The organism is Plantactinospora veratri (assembly GCF_036421995.1).
Lineage (GTDB): Bacteria > Actinomycetota > Actinomycetes > Mycobacteriales > Micromonosporaceae > Plantactinospora > Plantactinospora veratri.
Map to the genome: position 1 here is coordinate 616,833 of NZ_JAZGQL010000005.1, position 19,520 is coordinate 636,352.

A 19,520-nucleotide genomic window follows, 5' to 3' on the forward strand; every position below is an offset into this window, starting at 1 on the left:
GGTTCCGGCCGGCCCACCCGGCCGCCCGGCCGTGCCCCAGCGGCCCGGCGGCACCGCCCCGAGGGCGGATCACACCCCTGGGCAGCGAGGAAACCCGGCCGGGTGCCCTGGGGGCGCCCGACCGGGTATCGCACGTCACACCGCCGTCGCCGGGTGGGTGACCCGCCGAGGGCGTACGCCGGCTATCGCCGCTTGCGGATCTCGTCGGCTGCCTGCGGTACGACCTTGAACAGGTCGCCGACCACCCCGAAGTCGGCCAGCTCGAAGATCGGCGCCTCGGCGTCCTTGTTCACCGCGACGATCGTCTTCGAGGTCTGCATGCCGGCCCGGTGCTGGATCGCGCCGGAGATGCCGAGCGCCACGTAGAGCTGCGGCGAGACGGTCTTACCGGTCTGCCCCACCTGGAACTGGTGCGGATAGAAGCCGGAGTCGACGGCGGCCCGGGAGGCGCCCACCGCGCCGCCGAGCAGGTCGGCCAGCTCCTCGACCAGCTTGAAGTTGTCGGCGTTGCCGACGCCGCGACCGCCGGAGACCACCACCGACGCCTCGGTCAGCTCCGGTCGGCTGCCCTTCTGCTCGGCCACCCGCTCGACCACCCGGGCGAGCTTGTCGGTCTCGCCGAGCGTGACGTCGAGCTGCTCGACGGTGGGTGTGGCGGCGGCCGGGCTCGGGGTGACCGAGTTCGGCCGCAGGGTCACCAGCGGCAGGCCGCGGGTGACCTTCGAGGTGACGACGGTCGAGCCGGCGAAGGCGACCTGGGTGGCGGTGCCGTCGGCGGCGAGTCCGACCACGTCGGTGAGGATGCCGTTGTCCAGCTTGACCGCGAGCCGGGCGGCGATTTCCTTCCCCTCCTGGCTGGAGGCGAGCAGCACGGCGGCCGGCTGTACCCGGCGGACCAGCTCGGCCAGTACGGTCGCCTTCGGCGCCACCAGGTGGCCGTCGATCTCCTCGTGCTCGGCCGCGTAGATCTTCTCCGCGCCGTACTCGCCCAGCCGGTCGCCGAGCGCGGCGGCGGCGCCGGGTCCGCCGAGCACCACCGCTGCCGGCGTACCCAGTTCGCGGGCGAGGGTGAGCAGTTCGAGCGTGACCTTCTTGACGCCGAACTCGCGGGTCGCCTCGACGACGACGAGAACCTCGGTCATGACTTCTCCTCCTGATTCCCGGTCGCGCTCAGACGAACTTCTCGGCGGCGAGGAACTCGACCAGCCGGGTGCCGCCGGTGCCGTCGTCGGTGACCCGCTCGCCGCCGGACCGCTCGGGGCGGCGGCTGTGTTCGAGCACCGTGCTGGTGGCGCCGGCGAACCCGACCTCGTCGGTGGCGATGCCCAGGTCGGCCAGGGAGAGCGTCTGCACCGGCTTCTTCTTGGCCGCCATGATGCCCTTGAAGGAGGGGTAGCGCGGCTCGTTGATGGTGTCCCAGACCGAGACGACGGCCGGGGTCGCGGCGGCGACCACCTCGTAGCCCTCCTCGGTCTGCCGCTCCACCGTGAGGTTGCCGCCCTCCACGGTCAGCTTGCGGGCGCCGGTCAGCGCGGCGATGCCGAGCCGCTCGGCGAGCATGTGCGGCATGACCTGCACCCGGCCGTCGGTGGACTCGGCGCCGCAGAGCACCAGGTCGGCGTCGAGCTGGCCGAGGGCGGCGGCGAGCACCTTGGAGGTGGCCACCGCGCAGGAGCCGTGCAGGGCGTCGTCGAGCACGTGCACGGCCTTGTCCGGTCCCATCGACAGCGCCTTGCGGATCGACTCGGCGGCCTTCTCCGGGCCCATGGTCAGCACGGTCACCTCGCCGCCCTGCGCCTCCTTGATCCGCAACGCCTCCTCGATGGCGTACTCGTCCATCTCGTTGATGACGTTGTTTGCCGACCCCCGGTCGACGGTGTTGTCGTCACTGCGCAGGTTGCGGTCCGCGCCCGAGTCGGGCACCTGCTTGACGAGTACGACGATGTTCATCGCGCTTCGACGACCCTCCTGTGAATGCCGATCCCCGCTGATCGTGGCGATCCCGCCGGGTTGCTCGGGAGCAGCCTCCCGCGTTCCTTAACGATCGGTCAACCGAAGACCGACGGGCCGGTACGGGAGAAGGTGTGGCGTTACTTACGGCTAATGTTACCCGCAAGTAGCATAGGGCTCCGGCCGGTCCGGAGTGAGCCGGCTCACCGTCGCCCGCCCGACCGACCGACGGCCCCCGCCGGGCGACCCGGCTCAACCGGCCGCGTCTTCCAGCGCCTCCCGCACGGTGGCCATCGCCGCCGCCTCACCCGGGCTGATCCCCTCGTGCGCCCGGGCAACCTCCTCGGTGGCCCGCAACACCGCCGAGCGGTAACTGGCCACCTCGTCGGGCGCCTTCGACCGGAGGATCTCCACCGAGCGGCGCAGCGCGGGCAGCACCACCGCCGGCACCTCGGCCGGCGACCCGCCGGGCAGTCGGGGCAGCGCGCCGGTGGTGAGCAGCTCCCGGACCAGCCCGGTGGTGCCGGCGAAGGCGTTCGACGCGGCCAGGCTCTCCTTGATCATGGAGAAGGCGCCCGGTTCGGCGCTCGACACCAGGTAGACCGCACCGAACGCGGCCCCCTTCAGGGTCGCCCGCTCCTCCTCGGTCAGCGGTTGCGTCACGGATTCGGAGTGTAGACGTACGGCGTGGTGGTGGTGACCGGGACGAAGCCGAGCCGCTGGAGAATCGGCCGGCTCTCCTCCGAGGCGTCCACCTGCAACAGGCTGAACCCCCGGGCGTCGGCCAGCCGGGCCCGGTGGGCCAGCAGCGACCGGTAGATGCCCCGGCGGCGCCAGTGCGGCAGGGTCGCCCCACCCCACAGGGTGGCGAACCGGGTGCCGGAGACGAACCGCACCCAGGCGGCGCTCACCAGCTCGTCGTCGGTCTCGGCCACCACGATGGTCAGCGGCGGCTGGTCCAGCTCCGCACCGGCGGCCAGCTCCCGCGCCAACCCGTCGGCCAGCCAGCTCCCGTCGTCGTCGCCACCCCAGACCCGCCTCTTCAGCTCCGCGATCCGGTCCAGGTCCGCGCGCTCGGTCACCTCACGCAGGCGTACCCCTTCGGGCGGCACCGGCAGCGTCGCCGCCAGCGACGCGACCGGGCCGATCACCACGGTCTCCCGCTCCTCCGGCACGAAACCGGCGGCCGCCAACCGGTCCGGCAGGTCGGCCGGCAGGTCGTGGCCGTGCAGCTTCCACTCCACCGGCTGGCCCAGCCCGCCGAAGAAGTTCCGCTGCCGCACGATCAGCTCGTCCAGCGCCGCCCCGGTCAGGCCCGCCAGATCCCGGTACGTCACGAAGCCGCCCCGGTCCAGCCCCTGGATCCGCAGCAGCGGACCGTCCCGGTCCACCGTCACTCCCGGCGGCACCGGCTCCGGCGGGCGGGCCCGCAACTGGTTGTCGTAGGCCGTCCGCAGCAACTCGGCGTCGAGGTCACTCACCCGCCCAGGCTACGGGCGATGTCCACCCGATAATCTCCGAACGTGTACCAGGCGGTCCGGCGGTGGTTCGACCCGCGCGAGCTGCGGGAGGTCGGCGAGACGCCGGACTACCGCTTCTCGCTGGCCAACGAACGCACCTTCCTGGCCTGGCTGCGTACCGGGCTGGCGCTGATCGCCGGTGGACTCGCCGTCGCGCAGTTCCTCCCCCCGATGCCGGTACCGCACCTGCGCGAGGCGCTCGCCGTGGCACTGCTGCTGCTCGGCGGCGCGGTGGCGGTCCGCGCGGTGGACCACTGGGCGCGTACCGAGCGGGCGATCCGGCTCGGCGACGAGCTTCCCGCCTCCCGGTTCCCCGCCGTACTCGCCCTGCTGGTCGGGCTCGGCGCCGTACTGCTCGTGGTGGCGGTGCTGGTGCAGGGCGGCCGGGACCCGTGAGCCCGCGACTGGGCGGCCCCGGGCACCCGCCACCGGGGCCGGACGCCGGGCTGGCCGCCGAGCGGACCCGGCTGGCATGGCGGCGCACCGTACTCGCGGTCGGGGTGGTGGCGGTGCTCGCCGCCCGGTTGGCCCTGTCGAACGGTACGGTCGGGGCGCTGGTCACCGCCCTGGCCGGGCTGGGCTGGCTCGGCGTACTGCTGGTGACCTTTCCCCGGATCGCCGGCCGGCGGCTCCGCCCCGGTCGGGCGCTACCGGTGACCGCCCTGATCACCGCCGGTTTCGCCGTACTCGGCCTGCTGCTGGTGCTGGCGTCGGTGCACTGACGCCGACCGGTACGTCATCATGGCCAGATGGTCCGCCTCTACGCGCTCCTCGCCATCGGACAGCTCATCCTGACCGTCGTCGCTCTGATCAGCTGCCTGTCGGCCGAGGAGGACGAGATCCGCGCACTCCCCCGGTTCGCCTGGGTCCTGATTATCTTGTTCTTCCCGCTGGTCGGATCGATCGCCTGGTTCGTCGCCGGCCGACCGGTTCGCACCGAACGACCGGGTGCCGGTGGGCGTCCGGCCGGCGGGCGTCCGGCCGGTGGCCGGGACCGCCGGCCACCGCTCGCCCCGGACGACGACCCGGAGTTCCTGCGTTCCCTGGACGACGAGCGGTCGAAGCGGGACCGCGAACTCTTCGACAACTGGGAGCGGGACCTGCGGCGCCGGGAGGAGGAACTGCGCCGACGGGACGGCGAGCCGCCCCGCGAAGAGGACAAGCCGGACGTCTGACCGGGCCGGCCGAGACCGGCCGCTCGGCGTCGACAACGGGCTGACACGCCTGGTCGGCGCCGGGTGACGGAGTCGGCCGTTCCGGGGACCCGTGCCCCTGCCCCGCCGTAGCATGGCCGAGATCGGTGCCCACCACCCCTCGCACCGCTGATTGGCGCGGCCGCGCCCGGGGCGAAGGACGATAGGCATGGCACACGGGGTGGTGACCGGGCCGGCATGGCCGGCGGACGGGTCGCCGGAGCCCGACGACCACCGGCCCGACCGGGCGGGGTGGCTCGGGGACTCGCCGACCAGGCTCGGCGTGCTGACCTTCGGGCTGGCCCAGGCGGTACTCCTGTTCTGGTGGGCCGCCCGCTATCCCGGCCTGTTCAGCCCGGACTCGCTCGACCACGTCTGGCAGGCCACCACCGGCAACTGGAACACCCACCACCCGGTCAGCTACACCGCACTGGTCTGGCTGTCGGTGCGACTCACCGGCGGAATCGGCGCGCTGACCCTGGCCCAGACCGCCGCGCTGGCCGCCGGCCTGGCGTACGCGGTCACCGGACTGCGCCGGATCGGGGGCCCGGCCTGGGCGTGGGCCAGCGCCGCGGTACTGGTCGTCGCGCTGCCTCCGGTCGGCACCTTCGCGGTCTGCGTCTGGAAGGACGTGCCGTACGTCGTCTGCCACGTCTTCCTGCTCGGTACGGTGGCCCGGTTGCTCGCCGTACGCCGGCCCGGCGGCACCGGTACCCCGGCGCAGTCGAACCGTCCCGGTCCGGCGGCCGGCCGGAACGCGGTCGGTACCGTCGTCCGGCACGCCGCACCGGCACCGTGGGCGGCGGGACGTCCGGCCGGAGAGACCCGGCGGACGTCCTGGGGCCTGCTCGGCGCCCTCGTCGCCGAGCTGACCCTGAGCTGCCTGTTCCGGCAGAACGGCTTCGTGGTGGCGGCGATCGTCACCGTGCTGCTGGCGCTGTTGCTGCGCGGGTTGGCGCTGCGGGTGCTGCTCGCCGGGGTGGTGGCCGCCACGGTCGCCCTGCTGACGAACTGGACCCTGCTGCCCGCCCTCGGGGTACGCGACAGCGAGTCCATCGTGGCCTACGAGGCGTTCCTCGCCGACCTGGCGATCGGGTACGCCGAGCAGCCGGCCGACTTTCCGGCCGCCGACCTGGCCCTGCTGACCAAGGTGGCGCCGCTGGCACACTGGCGCCAGTCGGCGGACTGCTACACCGTCGACTCCACCGTCTACCACCCCGACTTCGACCGCCGGGCCGCCGCGGCGCACCACGACGAACTGCTGTCGGCCTGGTGGCGGCTGGTACGCCGGTCGCCGCAGACGGTGCTCGCCGCCCGGACGTGTCGGGGCTCCATCGCCTGGCGTCCCACCCCGGCCGGCGGGTTGCGGGCCAACCCGACCGCCTGGGCACTGCCGATCTACCTCGAACGGGATCCGAGGTTCCAGCGACCGGAGGTGCTGGCCGTCGCGTACAGTCGGCCGCTCGGCGAACCGGTCAGCGAGGCGGCGGACGTGCTCGCCAGCCGGGTCGGCCAGCCCGAGTGGTTGCTGTGGCGCGGCGCCACCTGGGCCTACCTGGCGTACCTGACGGTCGGGCTGCTCGCCTGGCGCCGGCGGGACCGCGCGTTGCTGGCCCTGGCCACGTTGAGCCTCGGCAACCAGCTCTCGGTACTCGTCGTCAACAACGCGCAGGCCGCCCGCTACATGGCCGCACCGTTCGTCCTCGGCGTGCTGCTGCTGCCGCTGCTCGCGGCCCGCAGTCCCGGGTCGGCGGGGCCGGGCGGGCGGGACGCGCACCGGGCCTGGTGGAGCGGCGGGTCGGGCAGGGCGGGCGCGGAGCCGCCGCTGCGGGTCACCGACCTGACCGTGGTCGCCGGACCCGGCATCGCCGCACCGACCGAGCACTCCGACCCGGCGCGCCAGGTCGACGTGGTGGTGGACGAGTCCGAGTTCCGGGCTCCGCCGATCGGCCCGGCCGAATGGTGGATCGCCCCCGCCGACCGACCCCGCTGACCCGCCGGGACGGCTCTGCCGGGACCGGCGGGTGACCGGGCCGAGGTGGGTGGCCGGCCGGGGTCAGGCGAGGTTGGAGGAGCGCGGGTAGGCGTCGGCCGGGTCGGTCAGCACGTTGACCAGGTACGGCACGCGGGCGTCGAAGGCACGCTCCAGCGCCGGCCCCAGGTCCGCCGCCTTCGCCACCGTCTCGCCCGCACCGCCGAGCGCGGTCACCACCTGGTCGTAGCGCAGCTCGGGCTGGAGGTCGGCGGCGACGTCGTAGCCGTACATGCCGCGCATCGGGTGCTTCTCCAGGCCCCAGATGCCGTTGTTGCCGACCACGATCACCACGGGGAGCTTCTGCCGGACCAGCGACTCGACGTCCATCAGCGAGAAGCCGGCCGCGCCGTCGCCCATCAGCACGCAGATCTGCCGGTCCGGGTGGCTGACCCTGGCCCCCATCGCGTAGCCCATGCCGGTGCCGAGGCAGCCGTACGGGCCGGGGTCGAGCCAGGTGCCGGGCTGGGCGGGCTCCAGGTAGCGCCCGGCGTACGAGACGAAGTCGCCGCCGTCGCCGATGGTGACCGCGTCCGGGGCGAGTACCCGGCGCAGTTCGCCGTAGACCCGGGCCGGCTTGATCGGGTCGGTCTCGGCCGCCATCGCCGCCGCGTCCCTGGCCCGGGCGGCCTCCTCGGCGGTACGCAGCCCGTCGATCCACGACTCGTGGTCGGCCCGGTCACCGGGGTGGTCGGCGAAGGCGGTCAGGACCAGCCGCAGGTCACCGGCCGGGCTGACGGCCGGCTCGACGTGTCCGGCCCGCTGGCTCGGCGCGTCGACCACGTGCACCACCTCGGCGTCGCCGAAGTCGCCGAAGCCGAGTCGGAAGTCGAGCGGGGTGCCGACCACCACGACCAGGTCGGCGCCGCCGAGCGCGGCCCGGCGGGCCTTGGCGAAGCTGAGCGGGTGGCCGGGCGGCAGCGCGCCCCGACCCATCCCGTTGGTGAAGACGGGTACCCGGAGTGCCTCGGCGGCGGCCCGCAGCGCCTCGACGGCGTCCCCGGCGTAGACGTCGGAGCCGGCGATGATCACCGGCCGTTCCGCCTCGGCGATCATCCGGGCGGCCTTCGCCACCTCCTCCGGGTCCGGTTCGACGGGCGCGATCACCGGTCCGGTCGGCGCCGCCACGTCACCGGTGGAGAAGATCACCTCAAGCGGCAGGTCCAGGAAGACCGGGCCCCGGTGCGGGGTCAGCGCGGTGGTCAGCGCCTCGGCGACCGCACCGGGCACGTCGTCGGTCGACCAGACCGTGCCGGCGTGCTTGGTCACCGGGGCGACCAGCGGGACGTGGTCGATCTCCTGGAGGCTGCCCGAGCCCCAGCGGAAGGCCGGCGCCCGGCCGCCGAGCACCAGTACCGGGGAGGCGTTGAAGAACGCACTGGTCAGCCCGGAGATCCCGTTGGTGACGCCGGGACCGGCGGTGAGTACGGCCAGTCCCGGCCGGCGCTGCAACTTGGCGACCGCCTCGGCGGCGAAGACGGCCGACTGCTCGTGCCGGACGTCGTAGATCGGAAAGTCGGTACGGTGCGCCGCGTCGTACAGCGGGAAGACGTGGCCGCCGGAGAGGGTGAACATCTCCCGCACGCCGTACGCCCGCAGGGCCGCGAGGGCCAGGTCGCCGCCGTGTCCTTCGATCCGTTCCGTCATCGCCGCTCCTGTCGTCCGCCGTGCCTGCCGCCCGTCCCGCCGGGGTTCCTGCGAGGTTACCGGTCGGTCGGAAAGAACGTGAAAGACACTCGCCTATCCGTCCGGGCCCGGGTCAGCGGCCGGTGAAGTTGGGGCGGCGCTTCTCGACGAAGGCAGCCATCCCCTCCCGGCGGTCGTCGGTGGCGAAGAGCGCGGCGAAGAGCTGGCTCTCCCAGGCCAGCCCGGAGCCGAGATCCATCTCCAGTCCGCCGTCCACCGCCTGCTTGGCCGCCCGCAGCGCCTGGGCCGGGCCGGTCAGGTACGGCCGGACCAGCGCCACCGCCTCGGCGTACACCCGATCGGCCGGGGCCACCCGGTCGGCGAGGCCGATCCGGAGCGCCTCGGCGGCGTCGACCATCCGACCGGACATGATCAGGTCCTTGGCCCGGGCCGGGCCGACCAGCCGGGCCAGCCGCTGGGTGCCACCCGCACCGGGGATGATGCCGAGCTTGATCTCCGGCTGACCGAGTTTCGCGTCCTCGGCGACCACCCGCCAGTCACAGGCCAGCGCGAGTTCGCAGCCGCCCCCGAGGGCGTACCCGGTGATCGCCGCGACCACCGGCTTCGGGATCCGGGCCAGTGCACCGAGCGCGCTGGAGAGATCGGCGGCCCGCTCCGCCATGTCGACGTACGACATGTCGGCCATCTCCTTGATGTCCGCGCCGGCCGCGAAGACCTTCTCCCCGCCGTACACGATGACCGCGCGGACGTCCGGATCGGCGGAGACCGTGCCGGCGGCGGCGCGCAACTCCTCCTGCACCTGCGTGTTCAGCGCGTTCATCGGCGGGCGGTCCAGCCGGATCGTGCCGATGCCCTCGTTGATGTCCACCCGGACCAAGTCGCCCACAGCCCACCTCCACGTCGAAGTCGCGAGGCTCACCCTAACGGGCGTTCGGCCAGCCCCGGCAGGTCGGTGTGGATTCGGGGCGGGACCTGCTGGGTAACGTTTCCGGATACGCTGAGCACGTCGGACTCACCGAGCGGAACGGCGATGACCACCTACTACGACGACCGCACGATACGGATCACCTCGGAGGCGATCCGCGTCGACGGCCGGGCATATCCGCTGGCCGAGGTCGCCCGGGTCTGGCACGTCCGGGGCGCCCGCTCCTGGGGCACCCTCGCCGGCCGGGGCGCGCTGCTGGCCGGGCTCGCCGGCCCGCTGGTCGCCGCCGCCATCGGCATCGTGATCGCGGTACGCCTGCACACCTCGCTCACCGCCACTGTCGCGATCGTCGGGGCCTCCGTCCTGGTCGGGCTGGCCGCCGCTCCGATCGCGGACTATCTGCTGGAGCACGTCGACCGCAGCTACGCCCGGGGCGCGCACCGGCTGGAGATCTGGGCACAGTGGCGCGGGCTGCCGGTCCGGTTGCTCAGCACCGGCGACGCGCTGCGGTTCGGCCAGGTCTACCGGGCCCTGGAACGGGCCGTCGAGCAGGCCGCGGCCGCCACTCCGAGCCGCAACCGCTGACCCGGAGACACCGACGGCGCCGTCACCGCAAGTGTCGTACCGCTCTCCTAACGTACCCGCCATGCCGACTGCCGAGCACGAGTCTCCGGTCGCCCTGGCCAAGCTCGACCCGAGCCTGGTGGCCTGGTTGCTGACGCACGTGTTCAACGTGAAGGTTCCCGACTACCACCACGCCCGGACGCACGCCACGGACGTACGGGTGCTGGTACCGCGCACGTACCACGCCGACGGCATGCTGCTCTTCTGCGACCCGGCCGACCGGCCACTGCTGGCGGCCGTACTGGAGATCCAACGTCGCTGGGATGCCACGAAGCGACGCACCTGGAAGCTCTACGTCGCCCAACTCGAAGCCGAGTTGGACGTCGATACGGCGTTGCTGGTCTACTGCCCGGACCTCCGGACCGCCCGCCGCTACCGGGGGCTGTTCGAGTTCGACGGGTTGAGCCTGTCGCTGCGACCGCTCATCTTCACCCCGAACGACGTGCCGCTGGTCGTGGACGTGGACCTGGCCCGGACCAACCCGGCGCTGGCCGTCCTCTCGGCCATCTGTCACGGCCGGGACGCCCAGGTGGAAGCCACCTTTCCGGCGCTGATGGAGGCGCTTCGCTCGGTCGGCCCGAAAACGGCAATCTTGTATTATGACGTCGTACTCGCCGGACTGCCGGCGGCGGTCCGGACTCGTTGGGAGGCCTTCATGACCACCACCGCGGACTACGAATTTCGCAGCGATCTGCTGCGTGAGCTTGCCGCCCGATACGAAAAGCAGGGCGAGGCCCGCGGCGAGGCCCGAGGAGAGGCCCGAGGGGAGGCCCGGGCAATCCTGACGGTGCTCGAAGGGCGTGGCGTCGACGTACCCGACGAGGCCCGCGAGCAGATCCTCGGCTGCACCGACCTGGCCCAGCTCGACACCTGGCTCCGCCGCGCCGTCAACGCCACCGCGGTCGCCGACGTCCTCGGCGGGTAGGCCGGCGGCGACCGGCGACGACAGCTCGCCGGTCGCTCTCAGGTTCCACGCGCCGGTCGATCGGGCATCAATTGATCTAAGTCCTTGACCCTCTTCCGCCAACCCTCCTACTGTTGCCGGCAGGTTTCGTGCGCGGATCGGCTGCTGCGAATCGGTGGTCGGACCCCACCCGCAGCGGCGCGAGGAGACACGATGGCGATTTTCCCGTCCGGCCCGTCCGTTCCGCCCGCGACTCCCCGTCCCGCCTCCGGCTCCGCACCGGGCGGCATGCTCGACCGGCGGCGTCTGCTCGGCGGCGCCGCCGTCGCGGCCGGTGCGCTGGCCCTGCCGGCGGGGCTGGCCGGCTGCGAGAAGCCGACCGAGGGCGGCAGCGGCGGCGGAACGGTGACGTTCGGCTCGAACTACTCCGACGAGGTACCGAAGAAGGCGATCGCCGAGGTACTCGCCGGCTCCGGCCTCGACGTTAAGATCAATACCGTCGACCACAACACCTTCCAGGAGAACATCACCCGCTATCTCCAGGCGACGCCGGACGACGTCTTCAGTTGGTTCTCCGGGTTCCGGATGCAGTACTTCGCCGCCCAGGGACTGGCCACCGACATCTCCGACATCTGGCAGTCGATCGGCGGCGACTTCTCGGCCGCGATGAAGCAGGCCTCCACCGGTACCGACGGCAAGCAGTACTTCGTGCCGTTCTACTACTACCCGTGGGCGATGTTCTACCGGAAGAGCGTCTTCCAGGAGCGGGGGTACCAGGTCCCGAAGACCTGGGACGACCTCAAGGCGCTGGCCACGAAGATGCGCTCGGACGGGCTGATCCCGATCGCCATGGCCGACAAGGACGGCTGGCCGGCGATGGGCACCTTCGACTACATCAACATGCGCACCAACGGGTACGACTTCCACGTCAGCCTGATGGCCGGCAAGGAGTCCTGGGAGGACGGTCGGGTCAAGCAGGTCTTCACGCTCTGGCGGGAGCTGCTGCCGTACTGCCAGCCGGGGGCGAACGGGCGCACCTGGCAGGAGGCGGCGCAGTCGCTGGGCCAGAAGCAGACCGGGATGTACCTGCTCGGCATGTTCGTCGGCCAGCAGTTCCAGGGTGAGGTCGCCGCCGACATGGACTTCTTCCCGTTCCCGCAGATCGTCGAGGCGCACGGCCAGGACGCGGTCGAGGCGCCGATCGACGGCTTCATGATCTCCAGCAAGGTGAAGAACGTCGACGGGGCGAAGGAGCTGCTCCGCTATCTGGCCAGCACCAAGGCGCAGAACGCGTACCTGAAGAGCGACCCGAACAACGTCGCCACGCACAACGGCGCCGACACCAGCGGGTACAGCGCGTTGCAGCGCAAGGCCGTCGAGCTGGTCGGCGGGGCGAAACAGATCTCCCAGTTCCTCGACCGGGACACCCGGCCGGACTTCGCCTCCACGGTGATGATCCCGTCCCTGCAGAGCTTCCTGAACAAGCCGGACGACGTCGACGGGCTGTGTAGGCGGATCGAGTCGCAGAAGAAGAGCATCTTCACCTCCTGAGCGGCGGTCGCCGGTGACACCGACTCCGACGGCACCGCCGGTCGAGGCTGGGCGGGCGGCGGACGTACCCGGAAAACCGGCCCGGCGTCGGCGGCGCCGGATCGGCCGGTTCAGCCCGCGCGACATCGCGGTGATCGGGCTGCTGCTCGGCCTGCCGCTGCTGCTCGACCTGGTGCTGATCTGGGGGCCGGCACTGGCCTCGATCGGGCTGTCGTTCACCTCCTGGGACGGGCTGGGCGAGATCCGGCCGGTCGGGCTGGACAACTACGTCAACATCGTCAGCAACTATCCGCCGTTCTGGCCGGCGGTCTGGCACAACCTGCTCTGGCTCGCCTTCCTCGGCCTGGTCGCCACCCCGTTCGGGCTCTTCCTGGCCGTGTTGCTGGACCGGGAGATGCGGTTCACCCGCTTCTACCAGACCGCCTTCTATCTGCCGGTGGTGCTCTCGCTGGCGGTGGTCGGCTTCCTGGCCCAGCTCATCTTCTCCCGCGACTACGGGGCGGCGAACGCGATCCTGGGCCGCACCGACAACCCGGTCGACTGGCTCGGCGACCCGTCGATCAACCTCTGGTCGGTGCTACTGCTGGTCGGCTGGCGGCACGTCGGGTACGTCATGCTGCTCTACCTGGCCGGGCTGAAGGCCGTCGACCCCGCCCTGAAGGAGGCGGCGGCGATCGACGGGGCGAACGAGCCGCAGACCTTCTTCCGGGTGGTCTTCCCGACGCTCCGCCCGGTCAACGTGATCGTGCTGGTCATCACCGTCATCGAGGCGCTGCGCGCGTTCGACATCGTCTACGCGATCAACCGGGGACGCAACGGCCTGGAACTGCTCTCGGTGCTGGTCACCGACAACATCGTCGGGGAGGCCAGCCGGATCGGGTACGGGTCGGCGATCGCGGTGATCCTGCTGCTGATCTCCACCGGCTTCATCGCGGTCTACCTGGTGCAGGTCTTCCGGCGGGAGGACGAGGCATGAGCGTCGGTGTCGGGAAACGGGCCGCTGCCGGGCGCCGGCCGACGCCGACTGGCGGCCCGCGCCGGAAACGGCCGGTGAGCCCGTGGCGGGTGGTGGTCCGGGTCTTCCTCTGGGCGATGGCGCTCGGCTGGCTCGTGCCGCTGCTGCTGCCGCTCTACGCCTCGCTGCGCCCGTACGCCGAGACCGCCGCCGAGGGGTACTTCTCGCTGCCGAAGACGCTGAACCTCGACTACTACGTGCAGGCGTGGCAGGGCGGCAACCTGCCCCGGCACTTCCTGAACACGCTGCTGGTGGCCGTACCGGCGGTGGTGTTGACGCTCTTCTTCGCCTCGTTCGTGGCGTTCCTGAACTCGCGGCGCCGGCTGCCCGGCGGGCGGCTGCTGTTGATCCTCTTCACCGCCGGCAACCTGCTGCCGCAACAGGTGGTGCTGACCCCGCTCTACCTGATGTACACCAAGCTGCCGCTGCCGTGGTGGATGAGCTGGCCGTCGGAGCTGGTCTACGACTCGTACTGGGGGATCATCGCGATCCACGTCGCGTTCCAGACCGGGTTCTGCGTCTTCGTGCTGAGCAACTACATGGACACCATCCCGCGCGAGCTGATCGAGGCGGCGACGGTGGACGGGGCCGGGGTGTGGCGGCAGTACTGGCGGGTGGTGCTGCCGCTGGCCCGCCCGGCGCTCGGCGCGCTCGGCACCCTGGAGTTCGCCTGGATCTACAACGACTTCCTCTGGGCGGTGGTGCTGATGTCCACCGGGGACAAGCTGCCGGTGACCAGCGCGCTGAACAACCTCCGCTCGGTGTACTTCACCGACTACAACCTGCTGGCGGCCGGATCGATCCTGGTCGCCCTGCCGACGCTGATCGTCTTCTTCGTGCTGCAACGGCAGTTCGTCGCCGGGCTGACGCTCGGCGCCAACAAGGGCTGACCCTGGACGCCGACGAGGGCTGACCCGAATCCGACCGAGCGGGGCGGTGGCGCTCACCCCGGCCACCGCGCTTTGCTGGAACGGTGACGCTCTATTACCGGGACGACACGGTACGGATAACCTCCGAGACCATCCACGTCAACGGACGCGGCGTGCCGGTCGCCGAGGTGTCGTACGTCTGGCACGCCAGAGGCCGGGGTACGGCCCGGACCCGGGGCCGGCTCGCCGGTCGGGGCGTACTCATCTTCCTGCTCTCGATCCCGCCGCTGGTGGTGATCGTCTGCGTGCTGTCGCTGGCCTACTCGGCACAGGACCGGGGCGAGTGGCGGCTGGCCGCGATCGTGCTGGCGGTCTGTGTCGTCGGCGGGCTGGCGCTGTTCCCGTTCCTGGAGGTCCCGCTGTACTGGCTGGACCGGTCGTACGAGCGCGGCGCGAAGGTGCTCGAGTTGTGGGTGCAGTACCGGGGGCAGGAGGTGATGCTGCTCAGCAGCTCGGACGCGTTGCGGTTCGGGCAGATCTACCGGGCGATCCAGCGCGCCATCGAACAGCACAGTCCAGAGGGATGACCTGTCGACGACAGCCGCCCTCGCAGAGCGGGGTCGTCTCTCCCCTCCACCATCTGGCCTCGCCAGCACGCCGCTCCGCCGGGAGGGGTCCCCGGAAGTCCCCGCTAGAAACGAATGGACATCCGAGCCCAGCACCAGGAGCCGACGATGACTGTCCCTACCGCCGCCACCGGCCACGCCCGCAGCATCTCGTGGCGCACCGGCTGCGCACTGCTCGCCGTACTGCTCTCGACCGGTTGCGCTGCCCGGCGTGACAGCGGGGTAGCGGAGAAGCCGACCGGTAGCCCGTCCAGCGCCGCCCCATCCCCCGTCGCCACCGCCTCGCCAAGCACCACCCCGTCGCCCGACGCCGTGACGACCCCACCTCCGGTCCGGATCCGCGCCGCCGCCGACGGCAGGCGTTACGCGGCCTGCGCGGACGGCACCTGCGAGGTGGCCGTGACCAAGCCCGTCCGGATCAGGGTGGACGGTGGCACCTTCGCGGTGACCAAGGTGCAGCGGGACGTGCAGCTCGACTTCAAGCTGACGATGTCGACCGGTGCCGGTGGATCCGGCACGTTGAAGAGCTGCGGTGTGATGAAGTTCTATCACGGCGGCGGCGGGGGCATGGTGACGTGCGGGGCCGACGGCGTAACGGAGCGACCGGCACGGGAGCGGGGAGCGTTGTTGGTGCAGTTGGTTGGCTGGACCTCCGACGGTGCCGGCGTACTGCGACTGGTGTCCGGCTAAGCGCGGACCCCTCCCCGGCAACGGGGCGGGCGAAGGTTCCTGCCGTCCGGCCGAGCCAGGCCGGCGCACCCCGGGGGTCCTCGCCCGACTGGCGGTCCCGTGCTCCGGGCCGGACTGTCGACGGTCTGGCCGGAGTGACTACAGTCGCACCGTAGGCAGCAAGGTCGATGTAACGGCGATGCCCGATCGCCGACCTCCGCACTGCACTGTGTCACGGGCACCAGGAGGGCAGGGGGTTGAAGCCGCTACTGCCATCGGACCCAGAGCGCGTCGGCCCGTACCACCTGGTTGCCCGGGTGGGCGCGGGCGGAATGGGCGTGGTCTATCTCGGACGCTCGCCCGGTGGCCGGGCGGTCGCGGTCAAGGTCGTCCGGGAACGCTTCCACAGCGACTTCGAGTTCCGGGCCCGGTTCCGGCGCGAGGTGGCCGCCGCCCGCAGGGTGACCGGCGCGTTCACCGCCCCGGTGCTGGACGCCGACCCGGAGGCCGCCGCGCCCTGGGTGATCACCGCTTACCTGCCCGGCCTGTCGCTGCGGGAGGCGGTGCGCGTCGAGGGGCCCCTGGCGCCTGCGGCGGTACGCCTGCTGGCCGCCGGCCTGGCCGAGGCGCTCGCCGACATTCACCGGGTCGGCCTGACGCACCGCGACCTGAAGCCCGGCAACGTCATGTTGACCGGCGACGGCCCACGGGTGATCGACTTCGGCATCGCCCGCCCCGAGGACGCCACCTCGATCACCCAGGTCGGCTCCATCATCGGTACCCCGGGGTTCATGTCTCCGGAGCAGGTCTCGGGCGGCGTGACCGAACCGCCGAGCGACATCTTCGCGCTCGGCGCGGTGCTGGCGTACGCGGCGACGGGTCGGGAGCCGTTCGGGTCCGACGCGACCCTGGCCACCCTGTACCGGGTACAGGCCGTCCAGGCGGACCTGGACGGCATCACCGACCCCGGGTTGTTCGAGCTGATCGCGGCCTGCCTGCGGGTGGCACCAGGGGAACGACCGTCGGCCGCTCAGTTGTTGGACCGGCTCGGCGGGACGACGCGGGCGATCACCGGTGTCGGCTGGTTGTCCGCGTCGCTCGCCGAGGAGATCGACCGGCGCACCGCCCAAGCCCGCCAGCTGACCGGGGCGTCGACGGCCGGGGCGGCTGCCGGCCCGGCGAACCGGGCGACGATGCCGGCGCCGCCACCCGGAAACACTCTCGCGCCGGGCGGGAAGGCCCCGGCAGCGAGCGCGAATCCAACGGACCCCGGCGACAGCACCCGGGACCCGGCCGAGAACACGCGGGCGCCGGGCGAGAACACCCGAACCCCGGGGCAGAGCTCGCGGGAGCCGGGCGAGCCAGCCCCGGGTGCGGCAGTCCCGGGTCCGGCGGTCGGGTGGTCGGCAGCCGAGGCGGCACAGCCCGGGAGGCTCCACACCCCCACCGGCAACCGGCGGCTGGACCGGCGGCACCTGCTCGGCGGCGCCGTCGGTGCGCTCGCCGTGGCCACCGGCGCCGGATTCCTGATCCACCGGCGGGGTTCGGACCGGGCCGCCCCGGCCGGTACGCCGTCCCCGTCCAACGCCCCGCCGACCCCGACCTCCGCCCCGCCGACGGCGGTACCCGGCTGGACGGCGAAGGTTAGCGACTACTACCCGGAGCTGTTCACCACCCGTGGCGTGGTGCTGGCGAAGACGCGGGAGCAGGAGTTGTACGCGCTGGACGCGCGGACCGGCCGGACCCGTTGGAAGCATCCCGCGACACTGATCGGCACGGTGACCGGCGGGCTGGTGCTGGAGGCACAGAGCAGCAATCCCCGGCTGACCTCGGTCGACCCCGTCTCCGGGGCGACCCGGTGGCGCTACCGGGTACGGTTTCCCGAGGCACCGCTCTTTCCGGTGGTCGCCGGAGGTGTGGTCTGCTCCGGTCACGGTCCGGTCAGGGCGTTGGGCGTACGGGACGGTCGGGAGCGGTGGACGGCGCGGATCGGCGAGGTCAACAATCTCGCCGCGGGTAACGGATCCGTGATCGCGGTGACCGAAACCGAGCTGATCGCCCTGGACGCGAAGACCGGGCGTACCCGGTGGCGGTGCCCGATGGACTACGGAATCTACCTCCTGGCCGGCGAGGGACTGGTGTTCGCGATCGACCGCAACCGCGCCCTGCACGCGGTACGCGCCGACACCGGGGCGACCGCCTGGCGGATAGGGACGTTCGCCGGCAGTTCGCCACCGCAGCTGGGTGGCGGCACCCTCTACGCCAGCGGGGGCCGGGGCGAGGTCTTCGCGCTGACCGCCGCCACCGGGCAGCCGCGCTGGTCCCGGGGCCTGGCGGCCGACAGCGCGCTGCGGCTCTCCGGGGACACGCTCTACGCGGCGAGCACCGACCAGATGCTGTACGCGCTGAGCACGGCCGACGGTCGACTGCACTGGACGTACGAGGCAAGCATCGTCCAGCGGCCGGTGCGGGACAACAGCGGGCTGGTGAGTACGGGCGGCCTGGTGTTCGTCGGCACCCGAGAGGGGTACGTGGAAGCCCTGGCCCCGCCGGCGGGAGTCACCGGTGCGACCCCTTGAGCAGCACGACCCGCGAGTGATCGGGCAGTACCGCATCCTCGCGAGGATCGGCGCGGGCGGCATGGCGCTCGTCTACTTCGGACGCTCGATCGGCGGCCGGGCGGCGGCGGTCAAGGTGATGCACGCCGAGTTCGCCACCGATCCGGCGTATCGCGCACGCTTCCGGCACGAGGTCGCCGCCACCAGGACGGCGGGCGGACGGTACAGCCCAGGGGTTCTGGACGCCGCTCCGGACGCCCCGCGCCCCTGGATGGCGACCCAGTTCCTGCCGGCGGTGTCGCTCCGTGACGCGGTACGCCGGTTCGGTCCGCTGGCTCCCGGCGCGCTCCGGCCGCTGGCGGCCGGCCTCACGGAGGCGCTCACCTCGATCCACGCCGCCGGGATCGTGCACCTGGACCTGAAACCGGCGAACGTGCTGCTGACCGCCGACGGTCCACAGGTGATCGACTTCGGGATCGCCGCCGCGACGGGGTCCGGCCCGACGGAACCGGGCGGGACCCGGGCCGGCTCCTGGGGATTCCTCTCCCCGGAGCAGTTGTCCGGGGCGGCGGTAGGACCGGCGAGCGACGTCTTCTCGTTCGGCGCGACGATCGCGTACGCCTGCACCGGCGCCCCGCCCTCCGCGTCCGGGCTGGCCGGTATCGCCGACGACGAGTTGCGGACCTTGATCGCCGACTGCCTGCGTCCCGATCCGGCCGCCCGCCCTACGCTGGCCGAGCTGACCGGTCGACTTGCCCCGGCGGTACGGGGGCGACCGGGTGGTGCCGTCAGCCTGCCGCCGGCCGTGACGACCGAGATCGACCTGCGGGCCAGCGAGGCGGAGAACCCGCCGATCCCGCTCCCGCCGGGGCTCCCGGCCGTCCCGCCGTCCCCGCCCGCCGCACCGCCGCCGCCCCCGGGGAGGACGCCGCCGGGAGCCGAGATGGTCGCCGACCGGTCCGGGATGGACAGACGGGCGCTGCTGCTCTCCGGTGCGGTACTCGCGGTGGTCGGCGCCACCGCCGGGCTGTTGGCGCTGCTCCCCGACGAGCCGGAACCGGAGGCGGCCGTACCCCGGCCGACCACCTCGCCCGCGCCGCCGCCGGCCAGCACCCTCGCGGCGCGCCAGACGCGTACGCTGGAGTTCTACGTCTTCGGCAGGACCACGCTGAAGTCCCTGACCACCACCGTCAACGGCGAGGCGGTGACGGTACGCGACGTGCGGCTGCCGTACCAGCGGACCGTCGAGATACCGATGACCCTGAACCAGACCACCTGGCGGATCGACTACCGCATCACCACCGGCAATCTCAACTACGTCGTCCTGGTGGACGGCGTAGAGCGCGGCACCGGCACCGCCTCCACCACCGGCGACGAGACCCAGAAGTTCGCCGACGGCACGGTCTGACCCGGGACCCCTCCCGGACCGGGTCACCT

Annotated in this window: 19 protein-coding genes; 13 read left to right on the forward strand and 6 right to left on the reverse strand. The window is 72.3% G+C overall.

Annotated elements, in window-relative coordinates; genetic code table 11:
- Nucleotides 1-182 precede the first annotated feature (182 nt).
- The 4 genes from V1634_RS08930 to V1634_RS08945 all read right to left on the reverse strand — a co-directional run bounded on the left by V1634_RS08930 (nucleotide 183) and on the right by V1634_RS08945 (nucleotide 3,431).
- Complete coding sequence (locus tag V1634_RS08930) at nucleotides 183-1,142, reverse strand: electron transfer flavoprotein subunit alpha/FixB family protein (protein WP_331207258.1); 960 nt, start codon at nucleotides 1,140-1,142, stop codon at nucleotides 183-185.
- A gap of 28 nt (nucleotides 1,143-1,170) precedes the next feature.
- Nucleotides 1,171-1,950 (reverse strand): electron transfer flavoprotein subunit beta/FixA family protein, encoded by a 780-nt coding sequence (locus V1634_RS08935; protein ID WP_331207259.1) that lies wholly within the window; start codon nucleotides 1,948-1,950, stop codon nucleotides 1,171-1,173.
- A gap of 252 nt (nucleotides 1,951-2,202) precedes the next feature.
- Nucleotides 2,203-2,613: a hypothetical protein gene (locus tag V1634_RS08940; RefSeq protein WP_331207260.1), complete on the reverse strand. Its 411-nt coding sequence runs from the start codon at nucleotides 2,611-2,613 to the stop codon at nucleotides 2,203-2,205.
- On the reverse strand, nucleotides 2,610-3,431 hold the full coding sequence (locus V1634_RS08945; protein WP_331207261.1) for a GNAT family N-acetyltransferase: 822 nt from the start codon (nucleotides 3,429-3,431) through the stop codon (nucleotides 2,610-2,612). Before V1634_RS08945 ends, V1634_RS08940 begins: the two co-directional genes overlap by 4 nt.
- A gap of 42 nt (nucleotides 3,432-3,473) precedes the next feature.
- Between V1634_RS08945 and V1634_RS08950 the strand changes: the two genes are divergently transcribed.
- From V1634_RS08950 to V1634_RS08965, 4 genes are all read left to right on the forward strand, one after another.
- Entirely contained in the window at nucleotides 3,474-3,866 is a 393-nt protein-coding gene (locus V1634_RS08950; protein WP_331207262.1) for a YidH family protein, read from the forward strand.
- Nucleotides 3,863-4,192, forward strand: a complete 330-nt coding sequence (locus V1634_RS08955) for a DUF202 domain-containing protein (protein ID WP_331207263.1) — start codon at nucleotides 3,863-3,865, stop codon at nucleotides 4,190-4,192. The genes V1634_RS08950 and V1634_RS08955 overlap by 4 nt, the downstream gene beginning before the upstream one ends.
- A 27-nt stretch (nucleotides 4,193-4,219) precedes the next feature.
- Nucleotides 4,220-4,645, forward strand: coding sequence for a PLD nuclease N-terminal domain-containing protein (locus V1634_RS08960; RefSeq protein WP_331207264.1), 426 nt, complete (start codon nucleotides 4,220-4,222; stop codon nucleotides 4,643-4,645).
- Between the two features lie 187 nt (nucleotides 4,646-4,832).
- Nucleotides 4,833-6,656 (forward strand): hypothetical protein, encoded by a 1,824-nt coding sequence (locus tag V1634_RS08965; protein ID WP_331207265.1) that lies wholly within the window; start codon nucleotides 4,833-4,835, stop codon nucleotides 6,654-6,656.
- Between the two features lie 63 nt (nucleotides 6,657-6,719).
- Here V1634_RS08965 and V1634_RS08970 read toward each other — a convergent pair whose 3' ends face one another.
- Nucleotides 6,720-8,342, reverse strand: a complete 1,623-nt coding sequence (locus V1634_RS08970) for an acetolactate synthase (protein ID WP_331207266.1) — start codon at nucleotides 8,340-8,342, stop codon at nucleotides 6,720-6,722.
- A 112-nt stretch (nucleotides 8,343-8,454) separates the two neighbouring features.
- A complete protein-coding gene (locus V1634_RS08975; RefSeq protein ID WP_331207267.1) occupies nucleotides 8,455-9,228 on the reverse strand; it encodes an enoyl-CoA hydratase-related protein in 774 nt (257 codons plus the stop codon).
- A gap of 144 nt (nucleotides 9,229-9,372) precedes the next feature.
- On the opposite strand from V1634_RS08975, the gene V1634_RS08980 reads away from it, so the two are divergent.
- The 9 genes from V1634_RS08980 (at nucleotide 9,373) to V1634_RS09020 (ending at nucleotide 19,491) form a co-directional block, all read left to right on the forward strand.
- Nucleotides 9,373-9,852, forward strand: a complete 480-nt coding sequence (locus V1634_RS08980) for a DUF6232 family protein (protein ID WP_331207268.1) — start codon at nucleotides 9,373-9,375, stop codon at nucleotides 9,850-9,852.
- A gap of 61 nt (nucleotides 9,853-9,913) precedes the next feature.
- On the forward strand, nucleotides 9,914-10,816 hold the full coding sequence (locus V1634_RS08985) for a hypothetical protein (RefSeq protein ID WP_331207269.1): 903 nt from the start codon (nucleotides 9,914-9,916) through the stop codon (nucleotides 10,814-10,816).
- A gap of 192 nt (nucleotides 10,817-11,008) precedes the next feature.
- Nucleotides 11,009-12,346 carry an ABC transporter substrate-binding protein gene (locus tag V1634_RS08990; protein WP_331207270.1) on the forward strand — a complete coding sequence of 446 codons (1,338 nt, stop codon included), beginning with the start codon at nucleotides 11,009-11,011 and terminating at the stop codon, nucleotides 12,344-12,346.
- Between the two features lie 13 nt (nucleotides 12,347-12,359).
- Nucleotides 12,360-13,322: a carbohydrate ABC transporter permease gene (locus tag V1634_RS08995; protein WP_331207271.1), complete on the forward strand. Its 963-nt coding sequence runs from the start codon at nucleotides 12,360-12,362 to the stop codon at nucleotides 13,320-13,322.
- Nucleotides 13,319-14,251 (forward strand): carbohydrate ABC transporter permease, encoded by a 933-nt coding sequence (locus V1634_RS09000; protein ID WP_331207272.1) that lies wholly within the window; start codon nucleotides 13,319-13,321, stop codon nucleotides 14,249-14,251. The genes V1634_RS08995 and V1634_RS09000 overlap by 4 nt, the downstream gene beginning before the upstream one ends.
- An 83-nt stretch (nucleotides 14,252-14,334) precedes the next feature.
- Complete coding sequence (locus V1634_RS09005; RefSeq protein ID WP_331207273.1) at nucleotides 14,335-14,817, forward strand: DUF6232 family protein; 483 nt, start codon at nucleotides 14,335-14,337, stop codon at nucleotides 14,815-14,817.
- A gap of 147 nt (nucleotides 14,818-14,964) precedes the next feature.
- Nucleotides 14,965-15,546: a hypothetical protein gene (locus V1634_RS09010; protein WP_331207274.1), complete on the forward strand. Its 582-nt coding sequence runs from the start codon at nucleotides 14,965-14,967 to the stop codon at nucleotides 15,544-15,546.
- Nucleotides 15,547-15,782: 236 nt separating this feature from the next.
- The gene (locus tag V1634_RS09015; protein WP_331207275.1) at nucleotides 15,783-18,104 is read left to right on the forward strand and encodes a protein kinase domain-containing protein; all 2,322 of its coding nucleotides are present in this window, start codon (nucleotides 15,783-15,785) and stop codon (nucleotides 18,102-18,104) included.
- Nucleotides 18,091-19,491 carry a serine/threonine-protein kinase gene (locus tag V1634_RS09020; RefSeq protein WP_331207276.1) on the forward strand — a complete coding sequence of 467 codons (1,401 nt, stop codon included), beginning with the start codon at nucleotides 18,091-18,093 and terminating at the stop codon, nucleotides 19,489-19,491. Before V1634_RS09015 ends, V1634_RS09020 begins: the two co-directional genes overlap by 14 nt.
- Nucleotides 19,492-19,520: the final 29 nt, after the last annotated feature.